This window comes from Gracilinema caldarium DSM 7334 (assembly GCF_000219725.1).
GTDB classification, from domain to species: Bacteria; Spirochaetota; Spirochaetia; order Treponematales; family Breznakiellaceae; genus Gracilinema; species Gracilinema caldarium.
In genome coordinates this window covers 325,313-340,410 of the sequence record NC_015732.1, presented here as the reverse complement: position 1 = coordinate 340,410, position 15,098 = coordinate 325,313, and the positions used below count along the sequence as shown (strand labels likewise).

Sequence of the window (15,098 nt, the reverse complement as noted above, 5' to 3'; positions counted from 1 at the left end):
TCAGCCTTCGAGCGTAAAGAGCCAGGATGCAAAATCTCCCCGGGAAAGCCCATTCCAGCCGTCCCCGCCTAAGAGAAGCCCCACATTGATGAGCTCATCTCCCTGCCGGAGGCCTTCATTGTACCGAATCGCCGCTTCATCCTTAACCGGCAGGGCGGGCCGGCAGCGGACCTGATAGCTCAGGTCAGGATCGAGGCCCCGTAGGGGGATGCGGTAGAAGCCGGGATTGGGCCGGGCAAGGACCTGGACAATGAGGACCACAGCCCGTCGGCTATCCTCGGACACGGACATCCAGGCAACCAGATTTGAGTTTCCTGCAGGCCTCGATCCCGGCCACCCCTGTCCGGTCCCTGCCGGCCCGCCGGTCATGCCGCCGGTCGCACCACCGGCGGCGCAAAAACCGGCGAGACGATAGAAGCGGCCGAACTGAAACACCCGCCGCCAGGCCTTATAAAAATCAACCTGGGCACGAATCTCTGCCTTGTCTGACTCAGAAAGTTTGTTCGGATCGAGCTCATAGCCAAAGGCACCGAAAAAGGCTACACCCGCTCGAGTCCAGAGGGGAGTTATGCGGCCCACCTGATGATTCGGCACTGCCGATACATGGGCACCTATGGCACTCGGCGGATAGAAAAAACTGGTCCCCCACTGAATCGCAAGGCGCTCTATGGCATCGCTATCATCGCTGGCCCAGGCCTGAGGTGCGAAGGCGAGCATGCCCGCGTCGAACCGGTTTCCGCCGGCAGAACAGGATTCAAAGAGGACCCGGGGAAAAGCTTCTGTAAGTCTCCGATACAGCTCATAGACCCCCAACATATATCGATGAAAAAACTCTCCCTGCCGGTCAGCCGGCAGAGCGGCGGAAACCGGCTCCGTAATATGCCGGTTCATGTCCCATTTGATATACGATATGGGGACCTGAGACAGAAGCTGGCTTAGGGTGTCATAGAGGTACTCCACCACCTCAAGCCTGGACATATCCAGCACCAGCTGGTTTCTCCCCAGGGTACGCCGTTCCAATATAGAGCCCACCGCCCAGTCCGGATGCTGACGGTACAAATTGCTGTCGGGGTTCACCATCTCAGGCTCTATCCAGAGCCCGAAGGATAACCCCATATCGACGATTTTACAGGCCAGCCCTTCGATGCCCTGGGGTAATTTATCCCGGTTTACTTCCCAGTCCCCCAGGGAACTCCGGTCATCGTTCCGCTTGCCAAACCAGCCATCATCCAAAACAAAAAGCTCAATGCCCAAATCCTTCGCAGAGCGGGCGATATCGAGCAGTTTCTGTTCATCAAACTGGAAATAAGTGGCTTCCCAATTATTGATGAGTATGGGTCGTTCCCGATCCCGCCACCATCCCCGCACCAGATGACGGCCCAACAGCTGATGCATTGAGAGCGACAGGTCTCCGAACCCGTGGTCGGTATAACAGAAGAGCGCTTCCGGTGTCTCTAAAACGTCGCCGGGGGAGAGGTTCCACTTAAAACCAAAGGGATTGATGCCCAGGGCGATCCTGGTGTCCCCATGGGATCCAACCTCCACTTCGATGCTGTGGTTCCCCGAATAGACTAAGAGGGCGCCCAGGACCTCCCCTGCGGTTTCGGTGGCCTCCCGCCGGGCAAGCATGATTGCCGGGTTGTGCTGGGCGCTGGAGCTTCCCCGACTGCTGGCAATACTCTGCAAGCCCGGGGCGAGGGGTCTGCGTACCACATGCCGCTCCCGGGCCCAGGCCCCGGAAAAATGAATAAAGTCCCAATCAGAGGAATCCAGGTCCAGTACGGCCGAATAGGCCCGCAGGATACGCAAGGCCTGGACCCCGCCATTACGGATGCTTGCCCGGCGGGCAATAACAGGATAATCCCTAAAGATGGTATAGTGCACATCAACCTGAACCTGGTATGAGGGGTCTTCCAGGGTTAGCATAAGGCTCTCGGCCTCTGCATCAGAATCGCAGTATGTAGCGGGAAGCCCTGGCACGGATGGTTTTCCCTGCACAATCCAGTGTTCCCGATACTGGAGATCGAGGATGACAGGAAAGCCGTGTTCTGTTTCCAAAGTAATAGCCGGTATACGATAATCTCCCCGGCCATAAGTAGGGTATTCCCGGGGTACATAATCGAGACAGAATGATGAAGGGAGTCCGGATTGATGGGTTGTCAGGCCCCGGTCTTCGAACCTCACAAGACGGCTGTAGCGGCCTTCCAGATCTAGAGGTCTACCAAAATAAGCAAGGCCAGGACTATTATCGGGAAGAAGTGAAATAATATAACTGACATAACTGTTCTGTAGATGAAATTCCCGAGTATCCGGATGCCATACTATTGCCATAAAAGCCTACCTTAATTAACAATAATATTCATTATAATAGAAGAGTTTGGTCAGGGGCTCAAGGTACTGAAATACTCATAACAGCACCTTGTAAAGCCCTGATAATCACAATTTTACTTGCCCCTCGCAGGGTTCTCTTAGTATTTTTATAAAGGTCCGCGATATCTCACTGCGGCAAGATATTTATTACCATCCTATACAAGGGAACTCAAGACGAACATCGTTGCGGGTTACCTACTATCAACACGAACAAGGAGTCTCTGCCCATGGCACAGCATCAGTTTCAGACCGAGGTAAGCCAATTACTGCACCTCATTATCCATTCACTGTATTCAAACAGGGAAATTTTTCTTCGGGAGCTGGTTTCTAACGCTTCCGACGCGCTGGACAAGCTCAAATACCTTACCGTGGCTGATGAAGCCTATAAATCCATCGTGTTTGATCCCCGCATCGACATTTCTTTTAACAGGGATCAGAAGACCTTTAGTGTATCGGATACTGGTATTGGGATGAATGAGGAAGACCTCATCACTTCTTTAGGAACTATTGCCCGTTCGGGAACCCGGGCATTCCTTGAAAAACTTTCCGCCGACGCAAAGAAAGATTCCAACCTTATAGGACAATTCGGCGTTGGTTTTTACTCAGCCTTCATGGTTGCCGATAAGATCGAAGTTATTACCCGCAAAGCCGGCGAAGAAGCGGCCTGGAAATGGACCAGCGATGGCAAAGAAAGCTATGAAATCGAAACTGCCCAACGGGATAGCCATGGAACTACCGTCATCTTGCATCTCAATGAAGAGGGTCTTGAATTTGCCAACCGCTGGACTATCGAAGACATTATTAAGCGCTATTCAAATCATGTGGCCTTCCCCATCTACCTGACCTATGAAGAAAAGGAATATGACGATAAGGGAAAAGAAAAGGGAAGCAAAACAAAGACTGAGCGGATCAATGCAGGGACCGCAATCTGGCGGCAGGCAAAAACAGAACTGAAAGAAGAGGACTACAACGAATTTTATAAACAGATTGCCCATGATACAGAAGATCCCCTTTTCTATGTGCACACCAAAGCGGAAGGGACCTTGGAATATGTAACCCTCTTCTATATCCCCAAAAAGGCTCCCTTTGACCTCTACAATGCGGACTATAAACCGGGGGTCAAGCTCTATGTGAAGCGGGTCTTTATAACCGATGATGACAAGGAACTCATGCCCACCTACCTCCGCTTTATCCGAGGAGTCATCGATTCGGAAGACCTGCCTCTCAATGTAAGCCGAGAAATCCTTCAGCAGAACCGGATACTTCAGAATATCCGCAATGCTTCGGTAAAGAAACTACTCTCTGAGTTTAAGGCCCTTGCGGACAATAATAAGGAAAAGTGGGAAATCTTTATATCCCAGTTCAACCGGCCTCTTAAGGAAGGGCTCTACCAGGATTTTGCTAACCGGGAAACCCTGCAGGAACTGGTACGCTTTAAGAGCACCGCTGTAGAAGGCTGGACCAGCTTTGCCGACTATGTCTCCCGGATGAAAAGCGACCAGAAGGCAATCTATTACATTACCGGTGGAGACGAAAAAACCTTAAAGGCGTCCCCCCTCCTCGAAGCTTATAAAGCAAAGGGTATCGAAGTCCTCGTGATGGATGATGAAATCGACGACATCGTTATTCCATCCCTCTTTAAATATAAGGACTACGAGCTTAAGGCGGTCAATCGCACGGGAGCCGATGAAGAACTGGGAGAACAGAAGGATAAGGATACAGAAAAGGATCTCAAACCGGTTATTGAAAAACTTAAAAAAGCGCTGGGGGACCGAGTAAAGGATGTGAAACTTTCCCGGCGGTTACAGGATTCGCCTTCCTGTATTGTAGCCGATGAACATGATCCTTCGATCCAGTTTGCCCAGATGCTGCGGGCTATGGGACAGACCGAACTTCCTGAAGTAAAACCGATTCTGGAAATTAATGGCAGCCATCCAATTGTGGCTTCCCTTAAAGATGAGAACAATGAGGACCACATTGCCGATGTGGCGACGGTGCTTCTGGACCAGGCGTTGCTCGTCGAGGGTGTTAAACTTCAGGATCCGGCAGATTTTGTAAAACGACTTAACCGGCTTTTAAGCAAGTAACCTTAACGGATAACCGTTGACCAGTCATGGCCGGAGGGTTCATACTCCGGTCATGAGTACAACCTATTCCAACCAGTTTAACAGTTTTATTTCTCAGAATCAGGGCTTACAAAATGCAGCCCGGATTGCCATAGAGGATTCGCTTAAAGTTCAGAAGGATGAGCGCGTGCTTATTGTAACCAATCCAAGCTCAGATGTAAGTCTCATCTCCCAGGCGCTGTTTGATGCGGCAATAAAAGTCGGAGCAAAACCGGTTCTCATCTATCAGCCAGTTAAAACCCAGATGGACTTTGCGGACCCCATTGTGATCGAAGCTTTTAAGGCAAAACCGTCGGTTTTCATTTCCATGAGTACAGAGAAACTAGGTAAAGATGAAGCAGGTATTTCTCAGCCCTACCATTACGAAGGGACTCAATACGACCATATTTTTCATCTGCAATTGTATGGAACAAAGACCTGCCGGGCTTTCTGGTCTCCGAGTACCAATCTGGAATCCTTTATCAGAACCGTGCCGATTGACTATATGCTGCTGGGACAGCGCTGCAAAGCCATAAAAGATATTCTGGATAAAGCCACAACTGTCCGGGTAAGCGCCCCCGGCGGTACGAATGTGATTATAGGTCTTAAGGGGCGGCTTGCTAAAAACGATGACGGTGACTTTTCCCAGTCTGGAACTGGTGGAAATCTTCCGGCAGGAGAAACCTTTATCAGTCCGGAAAATGGAACCACTCAGGGCGTCATTGCCTTTGACGGCTCGATAAGTTTACATGACCGGGATATCCTCATCCATGAACCTATACGCTGTACCGTTACAGACGGTTACATAACCGAAATCGAAGGTGGCGAAGAAGCCCAGGAACTGCTGAAAACCATCACCTTGGCAGAACAGCAGGCCCTGGAATACGAAGCAATAGGCCGCCTGCCTGCAGGGAGTGGCGCGCTCTATGCAAAAAATGCTCGCAATATCGGAGAATTGGGAATCGGTCTCAACCCGCTGGCACGTATTACCGGCAATATGCTCGAAGATGAAAAGGCCTTCCGGACCTGCCATTTTGCGGTGGGCCACAACTATGATGAGGATGCTCCTGCTCTCATTCATCTGGATGGGCTTGTGAAGAACCCCACCATTGCGGCGATCTATGAAGATGGTACAGAGATTTTCATCGAAAAAGACGGCGATTTGCAAATATAGATTTTACACATGAAGCATATGTGCAAGACGGTGTAACTTTTCACCGTCTAATTCGTCCAGCGCCTGTTCCAGTTCTTTCAGCCATTGTTGGTAATGGGCGGAAGCCGGAATAGAATATGCAACAAGGAAAGCTAAACTGTGGGCCTGAGCCAGTAATGCTTGCCATTCATCGATAATAAGCCCTGGAGAAATTTTCTCTCGTAATGGCATGTATACTTCCTGAACTTTTGCAATAAACCGGCCAAAATGACCAGGCCCCAGTTCCTGTCGCAGCAAGTCCAGATTAAGCAGAAATTCTTCCGATCTGTTCGATCGAACATCAGAAGAAATATGATTTTCTGAGACTTCCATGGTTATAATCTTATGAGGAACCGCCTGCGATAAAGCATTCATAAGTATCCGCAATTCAACCGGTTTGTGAACAACCGTAATTACACCATATTGGGATAACTCTTCGGCTAGTTCTTTACGGATATCTGCAGTAATTACGATAATAGGTGGAATCGTTTTCATAAGCCTGCTTCGCAATGCCAAGATGATATCCTTTGCGTTTCCGTCAGACAGCTTATAATCCATGAGAATTACATCAATCTGATATTGAAACACCAATTTAACCGAATCTGCAATCGTAGAGGCTCGGTACACTGTTCCATGTCTATTTTGAATATGATAGGCAAGTACATCCGCATTGACCGGAATATCATCAACAATTAATACTGAACAATTCTTAAGGTATCGTTGTTCTTGTAACATAAAAGCTTGCGGAGAAACCACACTTCTTTGTATTTCTGAAATGGGAATGGTTACTAAAAAAGTTGTGCCTTTTCCCAGAGCACTGGTAACACTGATAGTTCCACCCATGGTTTTTGCCAGGCTCGCGGTAATAGTTAATCCAAGCCCTGTCCCACCATATGTAATGCTATGGTTTGGATCTTGATAAAAGGGCTCAAAAATTCGATTGATATTTTCTTCAGCGATACCAGGGCCAGTATCTACAACCCGTAATTGAAGCTGTAGTGATGTATCCCATTCATATTCGTTACGAGATTGATATTCCCTCGTTTCAGCAAAAATAGAAACTGAACCTTCAGATGTAAATTTAATCGCATTTCCAAGTAAGTTAACAATGATCTGTCTAATTTTTGTTTCGTCCCCAACAATAGTATCCGGTACTGATTCATCAATATAGGATTTTAATGTTATTCCTTTTTCATGTGCCCGCAGTTGGAACATTTCTACAAGATCTCGAATGAGAATTTTGATATTAAACAATTTTTCCTGAACTATTTCCTTTCCAGCCTCAATCCTAGAAAGATCTAATGCATCATTTAGTAGGGTTAGCAGATTTTTACCGTTTTTTTCTACAACCATGACCAAATTCTGCCGTCCATCACCCTCTAAAGCTTGATGCAACATTTCAGTATACCCAAGAATTGCATTCATAGGAGTTCGAATCTCATGACTTAAGTTGGCAAGGAATTCACTTTTTGCCCGATTTGCTTGCTCCGCGAGTTCTTTAGCATTTCTCATTTCAGACTCAAGTTTTTTCCGTTTTTCAAGTTCTATCTGATTTAGGTGTAGTTTTTGCGTTTGCGCTGACCACATACCGACTAAGAACAGTACTGTACTGGCTAATATGATATAAATAATAAAGGCTGCAGGGGTTTCCCAGAATATGGGAGCTATGAAAATAGAAAGCTGTACTCCTTCATTATTCCAAAGTCCATCGTTATTAGACGCTTGAACACAAAATGTATAATTCCCACTTGGAAGATTCGTATAAGTAGCATATCGTTGGCTACCAATGGGACTCCAATCTGTATCAAAACCTTCAAGTTTAAACCGATAACGATTTTCCTTAGGATTGGAATAATCGAGGGCTGCAAATTCTAGCGTAATATCATTGGATGCATGGGCTAGTTTTATTTTGTGTAACTCAGTACTATCAATAGGTGAGTCAAATACTTTGCCAGAAACAGTCAGCCTAGTCAGTTGTACTGGAGGGATATGTTGATTTGTGTAGATTGTAAAGGAAGAAACTATATTGAGTCCCTTCGATCCACCAAAATATAGATTTCCCAAATTATCCTTGTAAGTTCCGGTAGAAAATTCCATACCTTGGAGACCATCTATCATGGAAAGTCGTTTAATATTCTTACTTTCTGGATCTAAAACCATCAGACCATAGAGTGTTCCAAGCCATAATTTGCCATTACGATCCTCTTGTATCGCTAATACCGTATCATCACTCAGTCCATCTTTTTTAAGAAAATGAACAAATGTACCTGTCTTTTCATCTAAATATGATAAACCACCAGAAGCAGTACCAAACCACAACCTTCTCTGAGAATCCTCCCGCATACACCGAAGAGCATTACTTGGTAATCCATAGGGATTATTTTTCTCGTAGATAAACCGGGTAAAGCTTTCTGTTTCTGGATTATATAGATTCAACCCCTTATTAGTACCAACCCAGATCCGTTTCCGAGAGTCTTCATAAATAAAATAGACAAGGTTATCACTGAGTGAACTTGGATTATAAGGATCAGATATAAAATGTTTGTAGACACCAGTTTTTGGATCATAACATTGCAAGCCCTTACGGAAATAACCATACCAATGCCGTCCTGCACTATCTATTAAAATTGAATATACCGTTATATCTGCTAAGGGACCGGATTTAAGTTCCCCACCATAAAAAGAATGAAATTTATTTTTTTTCTTATCATAACAGCTCAAGCCTTCATTTGTTGCAATCCATAATATATTATCCCTGTCGACCGCCAGGCCATTTACAATATTATTTGACAAACTGTTGGGGTTGTTAGGATTATGTTGGTAATGTATCCATTCTCTACTACCAGCATCGAGTCGGGAAAGCCCACCATTATAAGCACCAACCCAGAGAGTACCATCCAGATCTTTTATAACAGCAGTTACATTATCGCTCTGAAGACTCGTTGGTTTTTTAGGATCCTTCTTATAGAGAATAAGTCGATCCCGATTACGGTCTAGTTTGTTGATACCCCCTCCATTTGTACCAATCCAAAGCAACCCACCCTCATCATGAAACAGGGAGTACACTATGTTATGACTTAAACTAAAAGGGTCATCGGGGTTGGAAACTATTCGTTCGATATTACCGTTCTGTTTATCCAAAATAAAAAGCCCGCCACCCCACGTACCAACATACACCCAGCGGGGATCTTCCACATCGATGGTGTATAGCCGATTATCTTCAAGCATATATTGAACTGACGAACCTGTTAGAGGATTAAAAACACAAAGGCCACCATTCCAACAAGCGAGCCAGAGCTTTCCCTCTGCATCTCGCTTTATCGACATAACAATGTCAGAAGGAAGACTGTTATCACGATCTTGAGTATGTTTATACACATGTACTGCATCTCGTTTTGTAGTAATTTCTACCAAGCCCCCATATGTTCCAACATAAAGTGAACCATTGGGATAAGCTTCTATGGCCCGGATAGTTTGGTTAGGAAGTATGAACGGACTATTGTTGGTATCATTATATCGTATAAAAGTTCCAGAAGGTTCATCTAAGACATTTAAACCATTTAAAGTACCAACCCATAACTTTCCATAGGTGTCTCGAACTATAGCAGTAACCACATCATTAGAAAGACTGTTCGATTTTGAACTATCATGTTGAAAATGAATAAAATTCCCTGTTTTTATATCAAACCGGTCAAGCCCGTTATAGGTCCCCAGCCAGAGTATATCATTTTTATCCAAATACATGGTCTGTATCTGGTTATGTATAAGAGAATTTTCATTAAAAGGATCATGTTGATAGACTATAAATGAATAACCGTCATACCGGGCAAAACCATTTTTAGTACCAAACCACAGAAAACCCCGGGAATCTTGAACTATTGCGGAAACACCAGAATGAGGTAATCCATCATCTCGATCAAGATGATCAAACCGTAGTTCCTGACTTTGAAGCTTTACCGCGATGCTTAACAAAATAAAAAAACACGATATATACACCCTACGTTGATGATTCATCTAAAACATCCTTGGGAAACAACTTGGATGCACAGTCGGGACACAAGCTATGGGAAAACATGACACCAGTATGCTCGGAAATATACTGTTCAACCTGGGTCCAATACCCTTCATCACTTCGTATTTTTTTACAGCTTGAACAAATAGGGATAATTCCTTCAAGCTTTTTTACCCGGTCCAACGCTTCTTGCAATTCCCGGTTAAGCCGTTTCTGTTCTTCCATTGCAAGACGCAAATTAACATGTGTTCGGACCCGCTGCAGAATTTCACGGCTGTCAAAGGGTTTTGACACATAATCAACCCCACCGGCTTCAAACCCCCGTAATTTGTCTTCCTGTTCTGCCCGGGCAGTTACAAAAATAATGGGAATTTCTTTATACCGTTCATCAGCAAGAATTTGTTTTGCCAGAGTGAATCCATCTATGTCTGGTAACATAACATCGAGAAGAATCAGTGTAACGGGATAGGTTTCAAGAATGCGCAACAGTTCGTTTCCGGAATAAGCAATGGCAAAAGAATAGGGTTGTTCCCTCAGGGCATGATGAAGGATCCGTACATTTTCCTGTATATCATCAACGATAACAACGAATGGCTTTGAGGTAGACTTTACTGTTTCCATGGTGTTCTTTTTAATTATAGAAGTTTTTTTATATAAAGCAATGGTGTTATTTGAGATTTTTGATGAAAATTACGGTCCCTGAACTTATAAAGACAGGTATAAAGACAGGGACCGCAGGGTTACTATTATTCAAAGAGCTCAGAAATCTCCTTTTTATAGAGTTCTATCACCCGATGCCTCATAATTTCTTGCTTATGGGATAATTCTCGGCCTACTTCGAACGGTTTAGAAAGCAATTTAAACTTAAACACACGTTCAAAGGGTTTAAATCCGGTGTGGGGACCCACAAGATCCGCCACATCATTGGCAATAAGCTCATTAATTTCCGGCTGTTGAAGCAGGGTTTCATAGTCCACTATCGGAATATTGTTTTCCTGGGCAAAAGCCATGAGGGCATCCTGTTTCGGCACGATCAGCGCTGCAAGATATTTTTGATCCTGACCAACTACCATACACTGGGATATCCACTCACTTTCATTTATTTTCGCTTCAATTGGTGCGGGTTCTACATTTTCACCACCCCGTAATACGATGGTATCCTTGGCACGTCCCGTTATTTTTATTTCATTATCATAGGTAAGCATGCCCAGATCCCCAGTGTTGAACCAGCCGTCAGGAGCAAGCACCTTCGCCGTCAAGTCTGGCTTTTTATAGTACCCCTTCATAACCTGCCCGCCCCGGACCATAATAAGCCCCTGATGTCCCGGAGGAAGGCTATTACCCTTTTCATCTACTATTTTTACTTCTGTGTTGAGAATAATCTGACCGACACAACCGGGCCTTGCATTATTCATTCTACGACAGGCAATAACCGGAGCTGTTTCGGTAAGACCATAACCTTCCAAAAGAGTAATGCCCACAGCACTAAAGAACTTGTCTACCTGTGACGGCAGAGCCCCGCCGCCAGAAATGCCAGCCTTAAAGCGGCCACCTAAGAGAGCTTTGAGCTTGTTAAATACCAGTACATTGCCTAAAGCCTTTAAAGGCGTTAAAAGCATCCAGGGTATACATCCTAAAACCGTATCAAGGGCTCTCATCCGTCTATGAAAATTGGGTAATAAACCCAGTGTCATGTTTCGCATATACGCATGGGCGGTACCGACAGAAACGAAGAAGGTAAAAAGGATTTTCTTGATCCCCCCATGTTGACGGATATTACGGTAAATCCCATCCCGGACCGATTCCCAGATTCGTGGCACACTAGCCATCCATTGGGGGCGTACCGCCTTAAAATCTGCCAGCATGATAGAACCAACAGGTTTTGAATAGGCAATACCGTTATAATAACAGGGTGCAACATACTGCATGATCCGTTCAAAGCTATGCCAAACGGGCAGAACGGAAAGCCATACATCGCCAGGCTTCAGGTCAGCGATGAGCGGTAAGCTCGGTAATTGATGTAGAAAGTTTCCATGACTCAGCATAACACCCTTGGGTTCGCCTGTTGTGCCGGAGGTAAAAATGATGGTAGCCAGATCATCCCGCTGCCCCTTATCTATTTCACGCAAGATTTCATCAGGATTTTTTCCCAGCCGCTTTTTACCAAGTTCATGAAGTTCAAAAAAATGAAGCAGTTGAACTCCACAGGAAGAAGCTTTATTTTTAAGAGCCTCATCAATCTTGTCATATACAACCAGCGTTTTTAAAAGAGGCATCTGGGCCTTCTGGGAAAGGATCTTTTCTACCTGTTTGGGATTTTCAGCGAATGAAAGAGTACATTCAGAAAAGCCAAGAATATAAGCGATCTCTTTATCTGTAGAATCACACCCCCGGGGAACATCAGCGGCACCAATAGAAAGAACAGCGATATCGGTCACCAACCATTCCTGACGGTTATCGGAAATAAGCCCAATATGAGAACCCCGTTGTTCTCCAAGTTCTAAGAGGCCAGCAGCAATAATCTGAACTTCCTTAAAAAAGGTTTCATAGGTTTTTGGTATAAATTGCCCTGATTCATCCTTTGCATATTGGATGTTAATCTGAGGCATTGACTCTGCTCTTGCTTTAATCAAGAGCGGTAAGGTTTGTTCAAGCTCCATTGGCATAGTCTCCATTATGCCAATATAACATATATTATAAAATTGTCAAATTAAAACTATAAAAAGCCTCCCGGGAAAAGGAGGTGAGAAAAACCCGGAAGGCAACCTGAACTGCGACGCTGTCGATCGAATTGGTGCGGGGCTTCGACCGGTCGCCTGGGAACGACACAGATGTCAAACAATGTAGTCAAACCGCAGTATCAGGAACTAAATGCAAAATAACACCTTTATTATAAAAGGTCAATAGGTTCAGCCTAATTCTTTTTACGACCTGCAACAACCTTTTGGATATGCGCATCGAATTCAGGATATTTCTGTCTCAATCCTTCGAAATCTGATTTCGAGAGCCGGTAACCCGTACTGTAATCAATAGAGACAACGCTGGCATTTCTGTGTCCTTGTTCAACAAGAGCCGTTTCTCCAAAGGGAGAGCCAGGACCAAGACGGGTAATTTCTTTTCCATCTACGAGAACCTGTACAGTACCACTGGTTAAAAAATACATGCAGTCTCCAATTTCACCCTGATGTATTATATATTCTCCAGGTAAAAAGACTTCACTTTTTAGAAGTTGCATGGCTTCCCTTATAAAAAGCTCATCTGCACCACAGAACAACTCAACCCGTTCTAATACGTCCCGGTTCAAATAAAGTAGTATTTCCTGGCTTAGACTGCGGGGAAACTCCTGCAGAACCTGCATAGTACTGACACCACGCTGCTGTTCCCACAGATATGAATAATAATCCCTCACCCGCTCCTGAAGATGTAAAGGTATCCGCTGAGCATGAAGAAAGGCATTCACCTCATCAAGATGGCGCCGATAGGCACTTTTAGCCACATCGAGGTTAGCAACCAAACTCGATACATTGGCAATGACATAAGAAAACATGCCAACACCAAATAGTTCTATAATAACCGTATATATAATTTGTAAATTATTATTATGGTCCGGTGTATAATCTCCATAGCCAATAGTGGCAATGGTTGTTGTAGCCCAATACAAAGCCCGTAAATAACGGTCCAAAGAGGGCCTTCCCGATTCCACAGCTCCAATCCATACCCATCCCAAAGCAATGAGATGTACCACTACGACTAACCAATAGGCAAAGAGGAGAAGCCTCCGGGCTGCGGGCATTATCCCAAGAGATTCTTGAAGATATTTAAAAATACTGCCTGCTTTTAATAATTTAACCAAAGTAATCGAAAGTGCCAGCAAATAAAGGGCTGATACAAATGAATCCTGAGAGCCCAGAGGACCCCAAAGCCAAAAGAATAACCCTTCGACAGGCAAGGCGGCAACACAATCGAGCCAAAAGGAAGTTCGTACATAAAAACGACGAACTTCAAAGGGCTTTTCCATACGTATATGCCCCCGCTTTATGGTCGTAAAAAAATTAAGAATGATATCAACAATAAATAAACCAACAAATATCCAATAGGCAGCATCAGGCTGAAAAAGATCAAAGATCTGCCGGTATGAGATGACCAGGAGAAACAGGAGAATGACAAAAAGCATAAGCAAATTCCATAGAGAACGCAGCCAATGATTATAGGGTATCATATTCATGTTTTCACCTTAGCTATATACCAGGGAAGTACCAACATACCAAACACAATAAGGGCCATGATTTCAAAACCCATAAAATACCAGGGGGATGGCCCAAAGAGTTCAACAAAAAGATCCACTATAGAACCTGTGACCGGAGGATAACTGAGCACAAAATAATTGCCAACCTCATAAGGTGGAAGATAGACAAGCCAATGATTTATAAAATAGACAACCACAATCACACCATTAGATAAAATAAGAGCCCGAATAAAGGATTTATACGTAATTTTATAGGAAAGGGTTACGGAAGCATAAACAGTTATAAGAATTATGAGACCATGAGAAATAAAAAACGAAAAATATTTATAAGAAGGAAAACCCAAAAGACCAATATCGGGTGTAAACAGGGCTTGTAAGGCACCCCCTACCCCCCAGAAGTATAGGATTTCAAAGAGAAGACGCCCAGACTTGCCTGGTTTCATAATAAAAACCCAGGGCAATAACAGAATTGAAAGCCCACACATGTGAAGCATCAGGGCGGTACTCACTGACCATGCACCGATTGCCTGCCAATAGATATGATAAATCGCTTCATTGATCAACATCATGAGATACATAGCAAAACCGATCCAGTTTTTACGCTTTGGACTTAATCGATGTGAACGGCCAATAAAAAACACCAGGATGGCACATATAAGGACCACCGCAAGAGCGGTCCAATGAGATAAGGAAAACATGCGGAATTCTGTGAGAGGCGCCTGAGTTGAAACAGTAAGGAACTGGTCCAGTACCGCACGACAGTTTTCAAAACAGTCATACAATTCCATCCGCAATATATAGGTCCCTGAAACAGGGGCGGTAATATGGGATCGAAAACTAGCAAGTTCATAAAGAACCTGGCCCCTGTATATAACCTTATCTCGTTGAATCAGCTGGTTCGCAACAAGTTCACCCGTATCTGCATTGATGAGCAAAGCCCGTATCGAAACAGCCCCATCCCTAGCCCAGGCTAACCCACCTAGAGGGATTTCCAGAGGTAGAATATAATCGGTAGGTGGGGTATGTACCTGAAGCCCAAAGGGTTTCCACATGCCAACAAGGCCCCGGATATCAAGAAGGATAATCAGAACTGTTAGTAGGATCGTGCTTGTAATTACCACCTGCCTCATACAACAAGTGTAAGGGGCAAAAACAGAAATGACAAGCGTAATT

The 15,098-nt window shown here is 44.7% G+C and carries 8 protein-coding genes; 2 read left to right on the top strand and 6 right to left on the bottom strand.

Going from position 1 to position 15,098, the window contains the following annotated elements; translation table 11 throughout:
• Nucleotides 1-2,331 (bottom strand): alpha-galactosidase, encoded by a 2,331-nt coding sequence (locus SPICA_RS01515; RefSeq protein ID WP_013967777.1) that lies wholly within the window; start codon nt 2,329-2,331, stop codon nt 1-3.
• A gap of 266 nt (nt 2,332-2,597) precedes the next feature.
• On the opposite strand from SPICA_RS01515, the gene htpG reads away from it, so the two are divergent.
• Nucleotides 2,598-4,457: a molecular chaperone HtpG gene (htpG, locus tag SPICA_RS01510; protein WP_013967776.1), complete on the top strand. Its 1,860-nt coding sequence runs from the start codon at nt 2,598-2,600 to the stop codon at nt 4,455-4,457.
• Nucleotides 4,458-4,509: 52 nt separating this feature from the next.
• Nucleotides 4,510-5,649: an aminopeptidase gene (locus SPICA_RS01505; protein WP_156789607.1), complete on the top strand. Its 1,140-nt coding sequence runs from the start codon at nt 4,510-4,512 to the stop codon at nt 5,647-5,649.
• A gap of 3 nt (nt 5,650-5,652) precedes the next feature.
• Here the strand turns inward: SPICA_RS01505 and SPICA_RS01500 are convergent, their stop codons facing one another.
• From SPICA_RS01500 to SPICA_RS01480, 5 genes are all read right to left on the bottom strand, one after another.
• On the bottom strand, nt 5,653-9,681 hold the full coding sequence (locus SPICA_RS01500; protein WP_013967774.1) for a hybrid sensor histidine kinase/response regulator: 4,029 nt from the start codon (nt 9,679-9,681) through the stop codon (nt 5,653-5,655).
• The gene (locus SPICA_RS01495; protein ID WP_013967773.1) at nt 9,665-10,300 is read right to left on the bottom strand and encodes a response regulator; all 636 of its coding nucleotides are present in this window, start codon (nt 10,298-10,300) and stop codon (nt 9,665-9,667) included. The genes SPICA_RS01500 and SPICA_RS01495 overlap by 17 nt, the downstream gene beginning before the upstream one ends.
• A 125-nt stretch (nt 10,301-10,425) precedes the next feature.
• Nucleotides 10,426-12,354, bottom strand: coding sequence for an AMP-dependent synthetase/ligase (locus SPICA_RS01490; RefSeq protein ID WP_041396103.1), 1,929 nt, complete (start codon nt 12,352-12,354; stop codon nt 10,426-10,428).
• A 239-nt stretch (nt 12,355-12,593) separates the two neighbouring features.
• Entirely contained in the window at nt 12,594-13,904 is a 1,311-nt protein-coding gene (locus SPICA_RS01485; RefSeq protein ID WP_013967771.1) for a cyclic nucleotide-binding domain-containing protein, read from the bottom strand.
• The gene (locus SPICA_RS01480; RefSeq protein ID WP_013967770.1) at nt 13,901-15,055 is read right to left on the bottom strand and encodes a YwaF family protein; all 1,155 of its coding nucleotides are present in this window, start codon (nt 15,053-15,055) and stop codon (nt 13,901-13,903) included. The genes SPICA_RS01485 and SPICA_RS01480 overlap by 4 nt, the downstream gene beginning before the upstream one ends.
• Nucleotides 15,056-15,098: the final 43 nt, after the last annotated feature.